Annotated in this window: 12 protein-coding genes and 1 pseudogene; 10 read left to right on the forward strand and 3 right to left on the reverse strand. The window is 72.0% G+C overall.

Annotated features, from left to right (window positions below; all coding sequences use genetic code 11):
- Positions 1-12: 12 nt before the first annotated feature.
- Positions 13-1,287 carry an extracellular solute-binding protein gene (locus ACY34K_RS02295; protein ID WP_462742644.1) on the reverse strand — a complete coding sequence of 425 codons (1,275 nt, stop codon included), beginning with the start codon at positions 1,285-1,287 and terminating at the stop codon, positions 13-15.
- A 339-nt stretch (positions 1,288-1,626) separates the two neighbouring features.
- On the opposite strand from ACY34K_RS02295, the gene ACY34K_RS02300 reads away from it, so the two are divergent.
- From ACY34K_RS02300 to ACY34K_RS02310, 3 genes are read left to right on the forward strand one after another with little or no spacing between them, the layout of a single operon-like run.
- Complete coding sequence (locus ACY34K_RS02300; protein WP_462742647.1) at positions 1,627-3,423, forward strand: glycoside hydrolase family 13 protein; 1,797 nt, start codon at positions 1,627-1,629, stop codon at positions 3,421-3,423.
- Positions 3,424-3,448: 25 nt separating this feature from the next.
- On the forward strand, positions 3,449-4,519 hold the full coding sequence (locus ACY34K_RS02305; RefSeq protein ID WP_462742650.1) for a LacI family DNA-binding transcriptional regulator: 1,071 nt from the start codon (positions 3,449-3,451) through the stop codon (positions 4,517-4,519).
- A 36-nt stretch (positions 4,520-4,555) separates the two neighbouring features.
- A complete protein-coding gene (locus tag ACY34K_RS02310) occupies positions 4,556-5,497 on the forward strand; it encodes a phosphatase PAP2 family protein (protein ID WP_462742653.1) in 942 nt (313 codons plus the stop codon).
- 54 nt (positions 5,498-5,551) lie between these two features.
- On the opposite strand, the gene ACY34K_RS02315 is transcribed toward ACY34K_RS02310, so the two are convergent.
- On the reverse strand, positions 5,552-8,542 hold the full coding sequence (locus ACY34K_RS02315) for a bifunctional [glutamine synthetase] adenylyltransferase/[glutamine synthetase]-adenylyl-L-tyrosine phosphorylase (RefSeq protein ID WP_462742655.1): 2,991 nt from the start codon (positions 8,540-8,542) through the stop codon (positions 5,552-5,554).
- Between the two features lie 271 nt (positions 8,543-8,813).
- Between ACY34K_RS02315 and ACY34K_RS02320 the strand changes: the two genes are divergently transcribed.
- The 3 genes and pseudogenes from ACY34K_RS02320 to ACY34K_RS02330 all read left to right on the forward strand — a co-directional run.
- Complete coding sequence (locus ACY34K_RS02320; RefSeq protein WP_462742658.1) at positions 8,814-10,820, forward strand: PIG-L family deacetylase; 2,007 nt, start codon at positions 8,814-8,816, stop codon at positions 10,818-10,820.
- 123 nt (positions 10,821-10,943) lie between these two features.
- On the forward strand, positions 10,944-11,375 hold the full coding sequence (locus tag ACY34K_RS02325) for a VOC family protein (RefSeq protein WP_462742661.1): 432 nt from the start codon (positions 10,944-10,946) through the stop codon (positions 11,373-11,375).
- Between the two features lie 103 nt (positions 11,376-11,478).
- Positions 11,479-11,685: pseudogene (locus ACY34K_RS02330) on the forward strand (hypothetical protein); the annotation flags it as partial.
- An 88-nt stretch (positions 11,686-11,773) separates the two neighbouring features.
- On the opposite strand, the gene ACY34K_RS02335 reads toward ACY34K_RS02330, so the two are convergent.
- On the reverse strand, positions 11,774-13,135 hold the full coding sequence (locus ACY34K_RS02335) for a glutamine synthetase family protein (RefSeq protein WP_462742664.1): 1,362 nt from the start codon (positions 13,133-13,135) through the stop codon (positions 11,774-11,776).
- A 119-nt stretch (positions 13,136-13,254) separates the two neighbouring features.
- Between ACY34K_RS02335 and ACY34K_RS02340 the strand changes: the two genes are divergently transcribed.
- The 4 genes from ACY34K_RS02340 (at position 13,255) to ACY34K_RS02355 (ending at position 16,188) form a co-directional block, all read left to right on the forward strand.
- Positions 13,255-14,376 carry a PP2C family protein-serine/threonine phosphatase gene (locus ACY34K_RS02340; protein ID WP_462742667.1) on the forward strand — a complete coding sequence of 374 codons (1,122 nt, stop codon included), beginning with the start codon at positions 13,255-13,257 and terminating at the stop codon, positions 14,374-14,376.
- 102 nt (positions 14,377-14,478) lie between these two features.
- Positions 14,479-14,832, forward strand: coding sequence for a hypothetical protein (locus ACY34K_RS02345; protein ID WP_462742670.1), 354 nt, complete (start codon positions 14,479-14,481; stop codon positions 14,830-14,832).
- 79 nt (positions 14,833-14,911) lie between these two features.
- A complete protein-coding gene (locus tag ACY34K_RS02350; RefSeq protein ID WP_462742673.1) occupies positions 14,912-15,562 on the forward strand; it encodes a DUF3105 domain-containing protein in 651 nt (216 codons plus the stop codon).
- Positions 15,559-16,188: a DUF305 domain-containing protein gene (locus tag ACY34K_RS02355; protein WP_462742676.1), complete on the forward strand. Its 630-nt coding sequence runs from the start codon at positions 15,559-15,561 to the stop codon at positions 16,186-16,188. The genes ACY34K_RS02350 and ACY34K_RS02355 overlap by 4 nt, the downstream gene beginning before the upstream one ends.
- Positions 16,189-16,206 lie beyond the last annotated feature (18 nt).

The raw sequence follows: 16,206 nt of genomic DNA on the forward strand, positions 1-16,206 counted from the left end.
CCTTCTCACTGCTTACTTGTAGTCCTTGAGGAGCTTGCGGTAGGCGTCGCCGGTCTCCTTGGCGGCCTTGTCCGGCGCGGTCTTGCCGGTGAGGACGTTGGCCATCTGGAGGCGGATCGGCTCGAAGAGCGAGTTGCCCTGCGGGATCCACGGGCGCTCGACGGCCTTGTCCACGGCGGGCTTGAAGAACTGCACCATCTCGTTGTTCGCGACGGACGGCTGCGTGTAGACCGAGAGGCGGGTGGGCAGCAGGCTCAGCTTCTCGGTGGTCTGCTGCTGGACCTTGGCGGAGCTCATGTACTTGGCGAACTCGTAGGACGCGTCCAGGTTCTTGGAACCGGCGTAGACGGAGAGGTTCCAGCCGCCCTGCGGGGAGCCCTGGCCGGCGCTGCCGCCCGGGACGGGCGCGATGCCGAGGTTCTTCGGGTCCTTGAACTCGGCGCCGGCACGCGAGTCGGCGATGGCCCACGGGCCGTTCAGCATCATCGCGACCTTGCCGGACTTGAACGCGTTCTGCATGTTGTTCCAGCCGTCGGAGGCGTCGGTGATCGCCGCCTTCGAGTCGACCAGGTCCTTGATGGTCTTGTACGCCTTGACGCCGGACTCGTCGTCGATGGTGATGGTCTTCGCCTTGGCGTCGACCAGGTCACCGCCCTCGCCGTAGAGGAAGGACAGGAACCAGTACGGGTCGTCGCCGCGCAGGTAGAGACCGGTCTTGCCGGGCGACTTCGCGCTGATCTTGGCGGACACGGCCTTCAGCTCGTCGATCGACTTGGGAACCTCGACCCCGGCGTCCTTGAGCATCTTCTTGTTGTAGAAGAGTGCCATGGTGTCGATGACCTGCGGCACCGCGTAGGTCTTGCCCTCGTACTTGGTGCTGGCCGCGGCCTGCGGCAGCCAGTCGACCTCCTGGTCGATGGCGGGGGTGTTGTCCAGCGGGGCGAGGTAGCCCAGGCTGGCGAAGTCGGCGACCCAGGCGACCTCGGTGCGCATGACGTCCGGTGCTCCGGAGTTGCCGCCCGCCGCGTTCTTGAACTTGGCGTTGGCCTCACCGAAGGGCACGCTGACGTACTTGACCTTGACCTTGGGGTGCAGCTTGGTGAAGCCCTCGGCCAGTGCCTGGTACGTCCCCTTCTCGGCCTCGTTCGAGGTGTCCCAGAAGGTGACGGTGCCGGAGAGCTCGCCCGAGCTCTTCTTGCCGCCGTTGCCCTCGTCCCCACCACCGCAGGCCGCCATCGACAGCCCAAGGGCCGCGACCAGCGCGGTGGACGCTATGCCACGCCGCATGTGAACTCCTTCAATGATCCCGGGAAGACGGAGGCGGAAACCAGCCTCCCGCCGACCGCTCCCTCGCGGCTCGCCGGGTTGCCAGGAACGTAACAGGGATGAAAACGAGCCGAAAGACCTTGCGGCAAATTTCTGCAAGGGGCTCTGATCGTTACATCCGCGTGTCCCTACAGTTGCCGATGCATCGCTTGACACCCCCGTACTCCCGGGTCACAGGCGGGGTTGCGGCCCGCCGGAGCCCTCTGCAAGCCTTTTCGTAAATCCTTGCAGGAGCGTTTCATTACCGTTCCGACCTCGTTGGTTGTACGTAGCGCCCCCACTCCGAGAGGGACACCGCACATGACCCATGAGCTCACCTCCCCCGCCCAGGCGCCCGAGGGTCTCCGCCTTGCAAGCTCTGCCGGAAACCGTCCGGGCTGGTGGCGTGAGGCCGTCATCTACCAGGTGTACGTCCGCTCCTTCGCCGACAGCGACGGTGACGGCATCGGTGACCTGCGCGGGGCCCGTGAGCGGCTGCCGCACCTGGCCGCCCTGGGCGCGGACGCGGTGTGGCTGACCCCCTTCTACGCCTCGCCCCAGGCCGACGGGGGGTACGACGTCGCGGACTACCGGGCGGTCGACCCCGTCTTCGGTGATCTCGCCGACGCGGACGACCTGGTACGCACCGCCCACGCGCTAGGTCTGAGAGTCATCGTCGACATCGTCCCGAATCACACCTCCCACCTGCACCCCTGGTTCACGGCCGCGCTGGCGGACCGCAGCGGCGGCCCGCACCGGGCCCGCTACCACTTCCGCCCCGGAAGGGGCCCGGGCGGCTCGCTGCCGCCCAACGACTGGGAGTCGGTCTTCGGCGGCCCCGCCTGGACCCGCGTCGGGGTGCCGGACGGCAAGGGGGGCGCCTCCCGGCCGGAGGCCGGAGGAGAGTGGTACCTGCACCTCTTCGCCCCCGAGCAGCCCGATCTGAACTGGGAGAACGAGGAGGTACGGGCCGAGTTCGAGTCGGTGCTGCGCTTCTGGCTGGATCTGGGCGTCGACGGCTTCCGGGTGGATGTCGCCCACGGCATGATCAAGGCGCCCGGAATGCCCGACATCGGCCACGGTGAGCAGGCCCGGCTGATCGGCTCGCAGCAGCTGCCCTTCTTCGACCAGGACGGTGTCCACGAGATCCACCGCTCATGGCGGCGCCTCCTCGACACGTACTCCTCCTCGGCCGGGGGGACCACCGGCGAGCGCATCGCGGTCGCCGAGGCCTGGGCGCCGTCGGCGGAGCGGCTCGCCCTGTACGTACGCCCCGACGAGCTGCACCAGGCGTTCAACTTCCAGTTCCTGAACTGCCCCTGGGACGCGGCCGCGCTGCGGCGGGTCATCGACGACTCCCTGCGGGCCACCACCTCGGTGGGCGCGCCGACGACCTGGGTGCTCTCCAACCACGACGTGGTGCGGCACACCACCCGGTACGGCGAGGGCGCGACGGGGCTGCGCCGGGCCCGCGCGGCCGCGCTGCTGATGCTGGCGCTGCCCGGCTCGGCCTACGTCTACCAGGGCGAGGAACTGGGACTGCCCGAGGTCACCGAACTGCCCGACGAGGTGCGTCAGGACCCGGCCTTCCTGCGCGGCGAGGGCCAGGACGGGCTGCGCGACGGCTGCCGGGTTCCGATCCCCTGGTCGGGCGACAGCGCGCCGTACGGCTTCGGCCCGGGCGGGAGCTGGCTGCCGCAGCCGCCCTCCTGGCGCGAGCTGTCGGTCGAGGCCCAGACCGGCGACCCGGACTCCACCCTGGAGCTCTACCGCAGCGCGCTGGCCCTGCGCCGGGCGCACCCGGCGCTCGGCGCGGGCGACGCGGTCGAGTGGCTGCCGGCGCCCGATGGGGTGCTGGCGTTCCGGCGGCGGGCGACCGGCACGGCCGACGGGCCGTGCCGGGGCGACCTGGTGTGCACGCTGAACACCACGGACCGGGCGGTGGAGATGAGCGTTCCCGGCCGGGTTCTGCTCTCCAGCGCACCGGACACCGTGGCGGCCGCAGGCGCACCCGTACTGCCCGCGCCGGCCCGGGAGTTGCCCGCGGAGAGCGCGGACGACACCGGCGCGCGGACCGTCCTGGTCCCGGCCGAGTCCTGCGTCTGGTGGGCAAGCTGACGTGCGGCCGGTACAGTCGCATCCTATGACCGCGCGGCTAGCCGACATCGCAGCCCAGGCGGGGGTCAGCGAGGCCACAGTCAGCCGCGTGCTCAACGGCAAGCCGGGTGTGGCCGCGGCCACCCGTCAGTCCGTCCTTGCCGCGCTCGACGTGCTGGGATACGAGCGGCCGGTCCGGCTGCGCCAGCGCAGCGCCGGCCTCGTCGGCCTGATAACGCCCGAACTGGACAACCCGATCTTTCCCGCGCTGGCCCAGGTCATCGGCCAGGCGCTGACCCGCCAGGGCTACACCCCGGTCCTCGCCACCCAGACACCCGGCGGCTCCACCGAGGACGAGCTCACCGAGATGCTCGTGGAGCGTGGCGTCTCGGGCATCATCTTCGTCTCCGGACTGCACGCCGACACCACCGCCGACATGACGCGCTACGACCAGCTCCGCGGCAAGGGCGTCCCGTACGTATTGATCAACGGTTTCTCGCCGAAGGTCCAGGCGCCGTTCGTGTCCCCCGACGACCGGGCCGCGATGCGGCTGGCGGTGACGCATCTCGCCTCTCTCGGGCACACCAGGATCGGTCTGGCGGTCGGCCCCAAGCGGTTCGTGCCGGTCGTGCGCAAGATCGAGGGCTTCCAGCTCGGCATGCGGGAGCGGCTGGGGCTCACGCCCGAGGAGTCCGAGGAGCTCATCCAGCATTCGCTCTACACCCTGGAGGGCGGTCAGGCCGCGGCGTCCGCGCTGATCGACCGGGGCTGCACCGCGGTCGTCTGCGCGAGCGACATGATGGCCCTGGGTGCCATCCGGGCGGCCCGGCAGCTGGGCCTGCACGTCCCCCGGGACGTCTCGGTCGTTGGTTTCGACGACTCCCCGCTCATAGCGTTCACCGACCCCCCGCTGACCACCATCCGCCAGCCCGTGCAGGCGATGGGGCAGGCGGCGGTCCGGGCGCTGCTGGAGGAGGTCGGGGGCACCCCCGCCCCGCACAGCGAGTTCGTCTTCATGCCCGAGCTGGTGGTCCGCGGCTCGACCGCCTCGGGTCCTCAGGGTCAGAGGTCCTCCGAAAGGCGGAGCGATGGCGCCGAGAACCCGACTGACGGATGATCGACCCAATGGACCTTTCTGGCAGACTCTTGGCCCATGGGTGACACAACTGTGAGAGCACTGGAAGGTACGGGCCGTACGGCCACGCCATCACCCATTGACGAGGAGCGTCCGGACCGCCCGGCGGACTCCCGGACCCGCTGGCAGCGCATGCGCGCTCCACGCCGTCCCCGGATCTGGTTCGAGATCCTTCTGATCGCGGTGAGTTACTGGACGTATTCACTCATCCGCAACGCGGTGCCCGAGCAGAAGGCCGAGGCGCTGCGCAACGCGGACTGGATCTGGCGCGCCGAGCAGACGCTGGGCATAGCCGTGGAGAAGTCCGTCAACCACGCGGTGGATTCCGTGACGTGGTTGATCGTCTCGATGAACTACTACTACGCCACACTGCACTTCGTCGTGACCATCGGCGTCCTGGTGTGGCTGTACCGCTGGCATCCCGGGCGGTACGCCGCCACCCGCCTGGTGCTCTTCTCGACCACCGGTATCGCCCTGCTCGGCTACTACCTGTATCCGCTGGCACCGCCGCGCCTGATGAACGGCGAGAACTTCATCGACACGGTGCTGGTGCACCAGACCTGGGGTTCGATGGCCTCGGGCAACCTCAAGAACATGTCGAACCAATACGCCGCGATGCCGTCGATGCACATCGGCTGGTCGCTGTGGTGCGGGCTGACGATATTCGCCCTCGCCAAGGCACCCTGGGCGAAGATCCTCGGTCTGCTCTACCCCACGGCGACGCTGGTGGTCATCGTGGCCACGGCCAACCACTTCTGGCTCGACGCGGTCGGCGGCCTCATCTGCCTGGCCTTCGGCTTCACCCTGGCGTACTTCTGGTACGGAGCGACGCCGTACCGGCTGGCCCGCCACGTGGCGGTGAGTTCCGCCGCGGCGGAGCCCGCGGCGTCCAGTCCGGCGCGGCCCGCCGAGGACTCGGAGCCCGCCGAGGACTCCGAGCCCGCCGAGGCCCTTCGCTGACACCGCCCCCGGCGTGCCCGGCGGGCGCCCCTGCCGGGCCCGTGGCGGCGCCCCCTACCGGGTCCCGTAGAACAGCTCGTCCACCACCGCCCGCGCCCTGCGGGTGGTGCGCCGGTAGTCGTCGACCATCTCTCCGGCGTGCCCCGGGGCGTACCCCAGGTAGCGGCCGACGGCGGCCAGCTCCCGGGCGTCGGACGGGAAGGTGTCGCCGGCCCGCCCCCGGACCAGCATCACGCCGTTGCGGACCCGCGTCGCCAGCACCCACGCCTCGTCGAGGATCTGGGCGTCCTGCGCGCCGATGAGGCCGGCGCCCCGCGCGGCGGTCAGGGCCCGGCGGGTGCGGGTCGTGCGCAGGGCCGGCACCTCGTGCCCGTGCCGCATCTGCAGCAGCTGGACGGTCCACTCGACGTCGGACAGCCCGCCGCGCCCCAGCTTGGTGTGGAGGGCCGGATCGGCGCCGCGCGGCAGCCGTTCCGACTCCATGCGGGCCTTGAGCCGGCGGATCTCGCGCACCGCGGCGTCGTCGAGGCCGCGTGCCGGGTAGCGCAGCGGATCGACCAGCTCGATGAAGCGGCGGCACAGGTCCGGGTCGCCCGCCATCGGCTCGGCGCGCAGCAGGGCCTGGCTCTCCCAGCCCAGTGACCAGCGCCGGTAGTAGGCCTCGTACGACTTGAGGGTGCGCACCAGCGGGCCGCTCTTGCCCTCGGGCCTCAGATCGGCGTCGATGAGCAGCGGCGGATCCGCCGTGGGCAGCTGCAGCAGCCGCCGCATCTCGGCGACGACGGCGTTCGCGGCCCGCGCCGCCTCCTGCTCGTCGACCCCCTCGCGCGGCTCGTGCACGAACAGCACGTCGGCGTCGGAGCCGTAGCCGAGCTCGTGGCCGCCGAAGCGGCCCATGCCGATCACGGCGAACCGGGTCGGCAGGGTGTCGCCCCACTGGTCGCGGACGGCGGCGCGCAGGGCGCCCGCGATCGTGGCCGCGTTCAGGTCGGTGACCGCCTGGCCCACCCGGTCGACGAGCGCCCCCCGGTCGACCTCGGCCGGCCGGTCCTCCGTCCCGTACGAGTCGATGATGTCGGCGGCGGCGGTACGGAACAGCTCCCGGCGCCGTACGCCGCGGGCGGCGGCGACCGCCTGCTCGGCGCCCTCGGCGCGGCCGACCGCCGCGAGGATCTCCGGCTCCAGGTGGTCACGGCCGCGCGGGGTGAGCCCTTGCGGGGCGCCCAGGATGGCCACCGCCTCGGGGGCCCTCAGCAGCAGATCGGGCGCGAGCCGCCCGGCGGACAGCACCCTGGCCAGGTTCTCCGCGGCGGCGCCCTCGTCCCGCAGCAGCCGCAGGTACCAGGGGGTCTTGCCGAGGGCGTCCGAGACCTTGCGGAAGTTCAGCAGGCCCGCGTCGGGGTCGGCCGAGTCGGCGAACCATCCCAGCAGCACCGGCAGCAGCGTCCGCTGGATCGCCGCCTTCCTGGTGACACCGGACGACAGGGCCTCCAGGTGCCGGAGGGCGGCGGCCGGGTCGACGTATCCGAGCGCCTCCAGCCGCTGCCCGGCCGCCTTGGCGCTGAGCCGCGTCTCCCCCGGCGTGAGCTGGGCGACCGCGTCCAGCAGTGGCCGGTAGAACAGCTTCTCGTGCAGCCGGCGCACCACAGCGGCGTGCCGCCGCCACTCCCGGTTCAGCGCGGCCACCGGATCGGTCCGCAGCCCCAGGGACCGCCCGAGTCGCCGCAGGTCGTCCTCGCCCTCGGGCACCAGGTGCGTCCGGCGCAGCCGGAAGAGCTGGATGCGGTGCTCCATGGCGCGCAGGAAGCGGTACGCCTCGTCGAGCTGGGCGGCGTCGACCCGGCCGACGTAGCCGCCCGCGGCGAGCGCCCCGAGCGCGTCCAGTGTGGTTCCGCTGTGCAGCGTGGCGTCGCTGCGGCCGTGCACCAACTGCAGCAGCTGCACGGCGAATTCGACGTCCCTGAGCCCACCGGGGCCGAGTTTCAGCTCGCGCTCCACCTGGGCGGCCGGGATGTTGTCGACGACCCTCCGGCGCATCGTCTGCACGTCGCTGACGAAGTTCTCACGCTCGGCGGCCTGCCAGACCAGCGGCGACACGGCCTCGATGTAGGCGGCGCCGAGCTCCGGGTCGCCGGCCACGGCCCGCGCCTTCAGCAGCGCCTGGAACTCCCACGTCTTGGCCCATCGCTGGTAGTACACCAGGTGGCTGGTGAGCGTCCGGACCAGCGGCCCGTTCCTGCCCTCGGGCCGCAGATTGGCGTCGACGGGCCAGATGGCCCCTTCGACCGTCGTCTCGGAGCAGATCCGCATCAGATGCGAGGCCAGCCGGGCCGCGGCCCGCAGCGCCTTGTCCTCGTCGGCGCCGTCGACCGGCTCGCCGACGAAGATCACGTCCACGTCGGAGACGTAGTTCAGCTCATTGCCGCCGCATTTGCCCATCGCGATCACCGCGAGCCGGCACAGCGCGGCGTCCTCGGGCGCGGCGGTGCGGGCGATGGCGAGCGCCGCGCGCAGGGTGGCCGTCGCGAGATCCGCCAGCTCGGCCGCGGTCTCGGCGACGTCGATGGTGCCGCACACATCGCGGGCCGCGATGGCCAGCAAGCAGCGCCGGTAGGCGACGCGCAGCGACACCGGGTCCGTGGCGCCGGCGAGGCACCGCTCGAACTCGGCGACCCCCGGGTGGAGATCGGCCGACTCGTACGTGACCAGTGCCTGCCAGTCCAGCGGGTGCCGTGCGAGGTGGTCGCCGAGCGCCTCGGACGCCCCCAGCACCCCCAGCAGCCGGTCCCGCAGCGGCTTGGCGCTGATGAGGGTCCCGAGCAGCGACTGCTCCCCGTTCCCGGGCTGTGCCTCCACGAGGCGCACCAGCCCCCGCAGCGCGAGGTCGGGATCGGCGGTCGCCCCGAGCGCGTCGAGCAGGACGGAGTCACCGCGCACGGCCGACAGCGCCGCGGAGTCCAGCAGGCGCTCGGCGGCGGAGGGATCGGTGAATCCGTGCCGCAGCAGTCGGGTGAAGGTACTGCTCCTGCGCCCCGGCACCGGCACAACGGCTCCCGTCGTCTCGGAGGCCCGGTTCGCCTCCGGGGCGCCTGCCGCCCCTTCGGCTCACTGGCCTTCACGTCCTCGTGCCGAGCCTATCCGGGAACGGGCATCCACGGCCGCAGCAGGGGTGGGGGCCGGTCACGGCCGGACGTGAGGCATCGCACACCGGCCACCGGCCCGGCGGATGAACCCCGTGCGGGCGAACCACCTCTTCCCTCCCGGTTCGCCCATTCCCTCCGCACCCCGGAAGCCGCCCGCCATGCCTCGCCCCGCCATGCCCCTCTCCCGTCGCGCGCTGCTGATAGCCGCGCCGCTCGCCGTGCTCGTCGGCATCACCGGCGGCACGCTGGCCCTCACCACCGGGTCGTCGGACGCGTCCGACGTGCCGAGCAGGGGTGTGCCCGAGGAGCTCGCGATCAAGCCGGTGCGGACCGGCGGCGAGTCGGTCGTGCAGTTCATGGCGCACCCGGACGACGACCTGTTCTTCATGAACCCGGACACCGGTCACTCCATACGCTCCGGCCACAGCCTCACCTCCGTCTACCTCACCGCCGGTGAGTCCGACGGCCGCAACGCCCGGCGCCAGGACCCCAAGCCGCGCGCCGACAAGGCGGCCTACGCCGAGGCCCGGCAGAACGGCATCCGCGCCGCGTACGCCGAGATGGCCACCGGCAACCGCACCAGCCCCTGGGACCGCACCACCCTCACCACCGCGGGCGGCGCCCGCGCCGAGCTCGACACCCTGCGGGCCAAGCCGCAGATCAGCCTGGTGTGGGTGCAGCTGCGCGAGGCGGGCAGCATCAGCGGCGACCGGCCCAACAGCCTGCGCGGACTGTGGGACGGCCGGATCGACTCCCTCGGTTCGCAGCTCGCCGCGGGTTCCCCCGTCCGGGACGGCTTCTCGTACACCAAGCAGCAGGTCGTCGACACGATCGCGGGTGTGCTGGAGCGCTTCGAGCCGACGTTCGTGCGGATGATGGACCCGACACCGGGGCGCGACGACAAGACCGGCAAGCTGTCCGACCACCAGGACCACATGTACGGCGCCCGGTTCGTGCAGGCGGGTCTCGCCCGGTACGCCGAATCCCCGGGCCACCCGGCCTTCGGGGTGCAGACCTACCTCGGCTACGGCACCGGCGGGCTGGCGCACAGCCTGGACCCGCAGAGCACCGGGGCGAAGCTGCGCACGCTCAAGACGTACGCGTGGACGGACCACACCGACTACTGCGAGGACCCGGCGGGCTGCGGCGACCGCAAGGTGGCGGCACGGCCGGCCGGGCACGGCTGGGCCCAGTCCATCCGCTACACCCGCGGGGAGTCGACCTCGTGGGTGCGGGAGGGCAAGGACGGCGAGCTGTACGCCTTCGGCGTTCTCGACGGGCGGCTGGCCGTGTGGCGGAAGGCGGCGGGCTCGGACGACTGGGCCGGGCCGGAGCTCCGGCCGGGCGGCGGCCTCGACAGTGGAGTGACCTCGGCGCGGCTGCCGGACGGGCGGATCGCCGTGTTCGCCACGCGTACCGTCCTCGGCGAGGACGCGTCGGACTACCGCCGTGAGGTGGTCACGAGCGTGCAGGCGGCGCCGGGCGGGGCGTTCGGGGCGTGGACGTCGCTCGGGACGCCGGAGCGGGACGACGAGGCGGGCACCTCCGACATCAGCCTGCCGGCGGTGCTGGTGGACGGCGCGGGCCGGATGTCGGCGTACGTGCGGAACGCCGGGCACCGGCTGGCGGTCAGCGAGCAGCGGCCGGGCGGCGGCTGGTCCGGCTGGCGTCCGGCCGGCGGCGACGATCTGCGGGGCGACCCGGTGGCCGCCACGGACGCGACCGGGCGCGGCTACGTCTTCGTGAGCACGCCGAAGACGGTCCTGGCGTGGACCCGGGCGACGCCCACCGCTCCGGTGACCGGCCCGGTGGCGACCGGTCTGCCCGCCACGACGGTCGCACTCAGTACGTCCCCGGACGGCGCCGACGGTGTACGGCTCTGGTTCCGCAAGCCGGCCTCGGGAGCCGTCCGCTCGGTCCGGTTCGCCGGTGGCGGTCGGCCGTCGCCGGTGCGGGAGGTCCCGGGCACGTCGGCTGTGGCCGGATACGGCTCGATCAGCGCGGCGGGCGACCGGCTGGCCGTCCGGTCGCGGTCGGGCGCGCTGGCGTGGGCGCCGCTGGGCGGGGCCCGGGAGTGGGCGGCGGACCACTCCCTGTTCACCGGCGCCCCCGCGGGCACCCCGGCGGGCACGGCGACGGTGGGGCTGGACGGCCGGCTGCGCTGGACGCCGGCCCGCTGATTCCGGTGAGCCCGGCGTCCGGCGAAGTCCGGCGTTCGGCGCGCGCCGGTGCGGGGCCGGGCACCAGAATCGGGAGGGTGTTCGGCCGGACCCGCCGGCCGACCCGTCAGGAGGCTGCCCCGAATGAACTGGACGCTCGAGGTCGTTCCCGTCCCGGTCACGGACCTGGACCGGGCGAAGGAGTTCTACGGCGACAAGTGCGGATTCAAGGTGGACCTCGACACCGAGGTGGCACCGGGCATCCGCATCATCCAGCTGACGCCGCCGGGCTCTCGCTGTTCCATCGCCCTGGAGTCCGGTCTGCCGGCCGCCCCCGGCCAGACGCACATGCAGCCGGGCACGCTGCACGGCCCGCAGCTGTGCGTCCTGGACATCGAGGCGGCCCGCAAGGAACTCACGGCGCGCGGCGTGGACGTCAGCCCGGTCCAGCACGTCGGCCCGACGGGCTGGGAGGAGGGCAAGGGCGAGACCTGGAACTCGTTCATGTTCTTCAAGGACCCGGACGGCAACACATGGACGGTCCAGGAGGCCCCGTCGGAGCTGTCGGAACGCTGACCCCGCGGCCGGTGCTCCGGGCCGACGGTCGGTGGCGGCGGCCCGGAGCACCCGCTCGGGGACATCACGAACGGCATGTGGCGCTGACCCGCGTGCCCCCGATCATGCGCTCCGGCACTTCTACGCGTCGGTTCCGCTGGACGCCGGAGAGACCGTGAAGGCGCCGAGCACGTACCTCGGGCACAGTGATCCCGGCTTCACCCTCCGCGTCTGCACGCGTCTGATGCCCGGCAGCGACGGGCGGACGCGGAAGGCCGTGGACGGTGTGTACGAGGCCGCCTCCCCCACGCCCGACGGCCCGCAGACGGCCCACCGGCACGTGACACAGCTCCGGGCCGGCGGTCATCGACCGCCGGCCCGGAGTGCCGTGCAGGGGTGGGCCCAGGCCTGACCTGGGCTTACAGCACCGGCAGGTTCTTGCGGAGCTCGAACGCGGTGACCTCGGAGCGGTACTCCTCCCACTCCTGCTTCTTGTTGCGCAGGAAGAAGTCGAAGACGTGCTCCCCCAGCGTCTCCGCCACCAGTTCGCTGCGCTCCATCAGGGAGATCGCCTCGCCCAGGTTCTGCGGGAGCGGCTCGATGCCCATCGCGCGGCGTTCGGCGTCGGAGAGGGCCCAGACGTCGTCGTCGGCTCCGGCCGGGAGTTCGTAGCCCTCCTCGATGCCCTTCAGGCCCGCCGCCAGGAGGACCGCGTAGGTCAGGTAGGGGTTCGCGCCGGAGTCGATGGAACGGACCTCGACCCGCGAGGAGCCCGTCTTGCCCGGCTTGTACATGGGGACGCGGATGAGGGCCGAGCGGTTGTTGTGCCCCCAGCAGATGTACGAGGGGGCCTCGCCGCCGGAGCCGGCCGTGCGGGCGGAGCCGCCCCAGATGCGCTTGTAGGAGTTGACCCACTGGTTGGTGACGGCCGAGATCTCCGCCGCGTGCCTCAGCAGGCCCGCGATGAAGGAGCGGCCCACCTTGGACAGCTGGTACTCGGCGCCCGACTCGTAGAAGGCGTTGCGGTCGCCCTCGAAGAGGGAGAGGTGGGTGTGCATGCCGGAGCCGGGGTGTTCGGAGAACGGCTTCGGCATGAACGTGGCGTGGACGCCCTGCTCCAGCGCGACCTGCTTCATGACCAGGCGGAACGTCATGATGTTGTCGGCGGTCGACAGCGCGTCCGCGTACCGCAGGTCGATCTCCTGCTGGCCCGGCGCGCCCTCGTGGTGGCTGAACTCCACCGAGATGCCCATGGATTCGAGCATGGTGATGGCCTGGCGGCGGAAGTCCATGCCGACGTTCTGCGGCGTGTGGTCGAAGTATCCGGAGTTGTCGGCGGGGGTCGGCTTGGAGCCGTCCAGCGGCTTGTCCTTCAGCAGGAAGAACTCGATCTCGGGATGGGTGTAGAAGGTGAAGCCGAGGTCGGAGGTCTTCGCCAGGATGCGCTTGAGGACGTAGCGGGGGTCGGCGAAGGAGGGCGACCCGTCGGGCATCAGGATGTCGCAGAACATCCGGGCCGTCCCGGGTGCCTCGGCACGCCACGGCAGGATCTGGAACGTGGCCGGATCCGGCTTGGCGATCATGTCGGACTCGTACACCCGGGCGAAGCCCTCGATCGCCGAGCCGTCGAAGCCGATGCCCTCGTCGAAGGCCTGTTCAAGCTCCGCGGGGGCGACCGCGACCGACTTGAGGAAGCCGAGCACGTCCGTGAACCACAGGCGCACGAAGCGAATGTCGCGCTCCTCGAGCGTTCGAAGCACGAATTCCTGCTGCTTGTCCATTTCCACACCCATCCTCGCTGATCAGGCCAGCATGCCACCACACGGTTTCGTGCACGTTGCGAACCCATAGTGCATGGACCTCTGTGGCGTACGTAACGGTGGCCTCGCAGACTGGGCCTATGGACCGTGGCGTGCAAGCGCTGCCCGGTGCCCGCACGCCGGGCTGGGTGCGCCTGCTTCCGTGGCTGATGATGATCCTCCTGGTGATCGTCCAGCTCACCACGCCCAAGAGCGTGCAGCTCGGTTTCGCGTTCGCCGTGGTCCCCCCGCTCACGTCGCTCGTGTACGGGATGCTCGGCACCGCGCTGGTGGCGGGGACGCTCTTCGCGCTGCTGATGCTGCCCGTGATCCGCGCGGACGACGTCACGTACGGCGATCTGCTGGCCTTCGGGATGATCGGCGTGGTGAGCGTCGTCCTGGCCTGGATCCGGGCCCGCAGGGACGCCCAGCTGGTGTCGGTGCGCACGGTCGCCGAGGCGGCCCAGCTCGCCGTGCTGCCGCCGCTGCCCGAGCGGGTGGGGCCGGTGCGGTGCGGGGCGCTGTACCGGGCGGCGCAGCGGGACACGCTGGTGGGCGGTGATCTGTACGACGTACAGCCGGGGCCGTTCGGGGTACGGGCCGTCGTCGCCGATGTGCAGGGGCACGGGCTGGCCGCCGTCGGGACCGTGGCGGCGCTGCTCGGTACCTTCCGGGAGGCGGTGCTGGACGAGCGGGAGCTGGCCGGGGTGGCCGCGCGGCTCGACCGCCGGCTGGTCCTGGACGCGACGTCGCACGGGCGGAAGGACGCGGAGCTGTTCGCGACGGCGGTGCTGATGGAGATCCCGCCGGACGGATCGGCGGTCCGGGTGCTCAGCTGCGGCCATCCCCCGCCGCTCCTGGTGGACGGTCACGGGGCCCGTGAGGTGGTGGTGGTGCCGGGTGCGCCGCTGGGGCTCGGGCTCGGGGAGTTCCGGCCGCCCGCCACCGTGACCGTGCCGCTGCGGCCCTCGGAGGTGGTGCTCGCGCACACCGACGGGGTGACGGAGGCCCGGGACGGGGCGGGGGTGTTCTATCCGCTGGCGGAGCGCATCCGGCCCGGCCCGCCGGTCGAGCTGGTCCGTGCGGTGTGGAACGACCTGTCGGCGTACGCGGGCGAGGTCGCCGACGACGTGGCGCTGCTGGCGCTGAGCACGTCCGACGGAGTGGGACGGCCCGGCGGCGAGGGCGCGACCCACCGGGACGGCGACCGCGGCGGCGGCTGATTTCCGTACCCGATTCCGCACCCCGTCTGGCCCAGGGAAGGGCCGCGGCCATTACCATCGGCGCCCATGGGGGGCCCGCGACTCAACCGCATCCCGCGTCCCATGGCAGTCCGGCGTCCCATGGCGCTGATGGGTGCCATGGCGACGCTCCTCGCCGCGCTCTTCCTCTGCCTCGGGCCGGACCACTCGGCCGCGGCCCGGGACCACGAGGACACCCGCGTCCGGATGACCCTCGCGATCCAGGCCACCGAGTACAGCTGCCCCTACGAGCGGGGCGACTGCGGTCTCTTCCCGTACCTCACGCCCGCGGTGCTCACCGTCCCGCCGCTCGACCCGCCGCCGCAGGCGGACGGGCTCACCCGGCTGCGGCAGGCCGGCGCCGCCCACGGGGCCGCGCTCACCGACGCCCGGCAGCGCGCTCCCGGCCTGCACGTCCTTCAGGTTCTGCGGACCTAGGCCGGGTGCTCGGGCCTCGGTCCCGAGCCCGTCCCGCACGTCCGCGCACGAACCCGAACCAGCAGAGAAGGACACCCCCATGGCTGCCAACCGCTCCACGACCGCCGACCGCCGGGCCCGAATAGAGGAGATGCGCCGCGCCGAGCGGAACCGCGAGCGCCGCAACCGCATCATCACCATCTCCCTGAGCACGGTGGTCGTCGCCGGTCTCGTCGGCTTCGGCGGATACGTGCTCACCAAGGAGAACGAGGAGAAGCAGCAGCAGGAGGCCGCCGCCAAGGCCCCCATCACGGCCGAGAAGTCCTGGGACGCGAAGAAGCTCGGCCGCAACCACGTCACCACGCCCGTGAAGTACCCGATGAAGCCGCCGGTCGGCGGGGACCACCACCAGGTGTGGATGAACTGCGACGGCGACGTCTACAAGAACCCGATCCCCGAGGTCAACGCGGTCCACTCGCTGGAGCACGGCGCGGTGTGGGTGACGTACAACGACAAGGCCCCGGCCGGGGACGTCGCCGAGCTGGAGAAGAAGGTCGGCAAGACGCCCTACTCGCTGATGAGCCCGGTCAAGGATCAGGCCGGCGCGATCATGCTCAGCGCGTGGGGCAAGCAGGTGACCGTCGACGGCGCGGACGACCCGCGCGTCGACGCGTTCTTCACCAAGTACGTGCAGGGCCCGCAGACGCCCGAGCCGGGCGCCGCCTGCACCAACGGGATGGGCCGGCAGTGACGCTGACGCTGAACCGCACGCACTGGGCCGCGATCGCCGCGGTCGTGCTCGCGCTGCTGTTCGCCGGGGCGGCCACGGTCGCCTCGGCGGGCGACGGGGGCTCCGCCGCGCCCGGCACGCCGACGGTGGACTCGGCCGACGCCGGGTTCGCCCGCGACATGGCGGCCCACCACCAGCAGGCGGTGGAGATGTCGTTCATCGTCCGCGATCGCACCACCGACGACGAGGTGCGACGGCTGGCGTACGACATCGCCAACACGCAGGCCAACCAGCGCGGCATGATGCTCGGCTGGCTGGACCTGTGGGGACTGCCGAAGGTCGCCATGGACCGGGCTCCGATGGCGTGGATGGGCATGCCCGCCCACGGCGCGGACGGGCTGATGCCCGGTATGGCCACCAAGGCCCAGCTGGAGGAGTTGCGCCGGGCGAGTGGCAAGCAGGCGGAAATCCTCTACCTGCGGCTGATGACCGACCACCACAAGGGCGGCGTGCACATGGCACAGGGCTGTGTCACCACATGCGAGGTGGGCGTCGAGCGGCAGCTGGCGCAGGGCATGGTCGACGCCCAGGAGTCGGAGATCGCGCTCATGGCGGACCTGCTGCGGAAGCGGGGCGCGAAGCCGTAGGACCGTCGCCGCGCGGTC

This window comes from Streptomyces sp. STAM6, from assembly GCF_054963715.1.

Excerpts from the sequence above, each read along its gene's own strand:
- ACY34K_RS02295 (WP_462742644.1), bottom strand. The coding sequence starts at position 1,287 with ATGCGGCGTGGCATAGCGTCCACCGCGCTGGTCGCGGCCCTTGGGCTG.
- ACY34K_RS02300 (WP_462742647.1), top strand. The coding sequence starts at position 1,627 with ATGACCCATGAGCTCACCTCCCCCGCCCAGGCGCCCGAGGGTCTCCGC.
- ACY34K_RS02305 (WP_462742650.1), top strand. The coding sequence starts at position 3,449 with ATGACCGCGCGGCTAGCCGACATCGCAGCCCAGGCGGGGGTCAGCGAG.
- ACY34K_RS02310 (WP_462742653.1), top strand. The coding sequence starts at position 4,556 with ATGGGTGACACAACTGTGAGAGCACTGGAAGGTACGGGCCGTACGGCC.
- ACY34K_RS02320 (WP_462742658.1), top strand. The coding sequence starts at position 8,814 with ATGCCCCTCTCCCGTCGCGCGCTGCTGATAGCCGCGCCGCTCGCCGTG.
- ACY34K_RS02325 (WP_462742661.1), top strand. The coding sequence starts at position 10,944 with ATGAACTGGACGCTCGAGGTCGTTCCCGTCCCGGTCACGGACCTGGAC.
- ACY34K_RS02335 (WP_462742664.1), bottom strand. The coding sequence starts at position 13,135 with ATGGACAAGCAGCAGGAATTCGTGCTTCGAACGCTCGAGGAGCGCGAC.
- ACY34K_RS02340 (WP_462742667.1), top strand. The coding sequence starts at position 13,255 with ATGGACCGTGGCGTGCAAGCGCTGCCCGGTGCCCGCACGCCGGGCTGG.
- ACY34K_RS02345 (WP_462742670.1), top strand. The coding sequence starts at position 14,479 with ATGGCAGTCCGGCGTCCCATGGCGCTGATGGGTGCCATGGCGACGCTC.
- ACY34K_RS02350 (WP_462742673.1), top strand. The coding sequence starts at position 14,912 with ATGGCTGCCAACCGCTCCACGACCGCCGACCGCCGGGCCCGAATAGAG.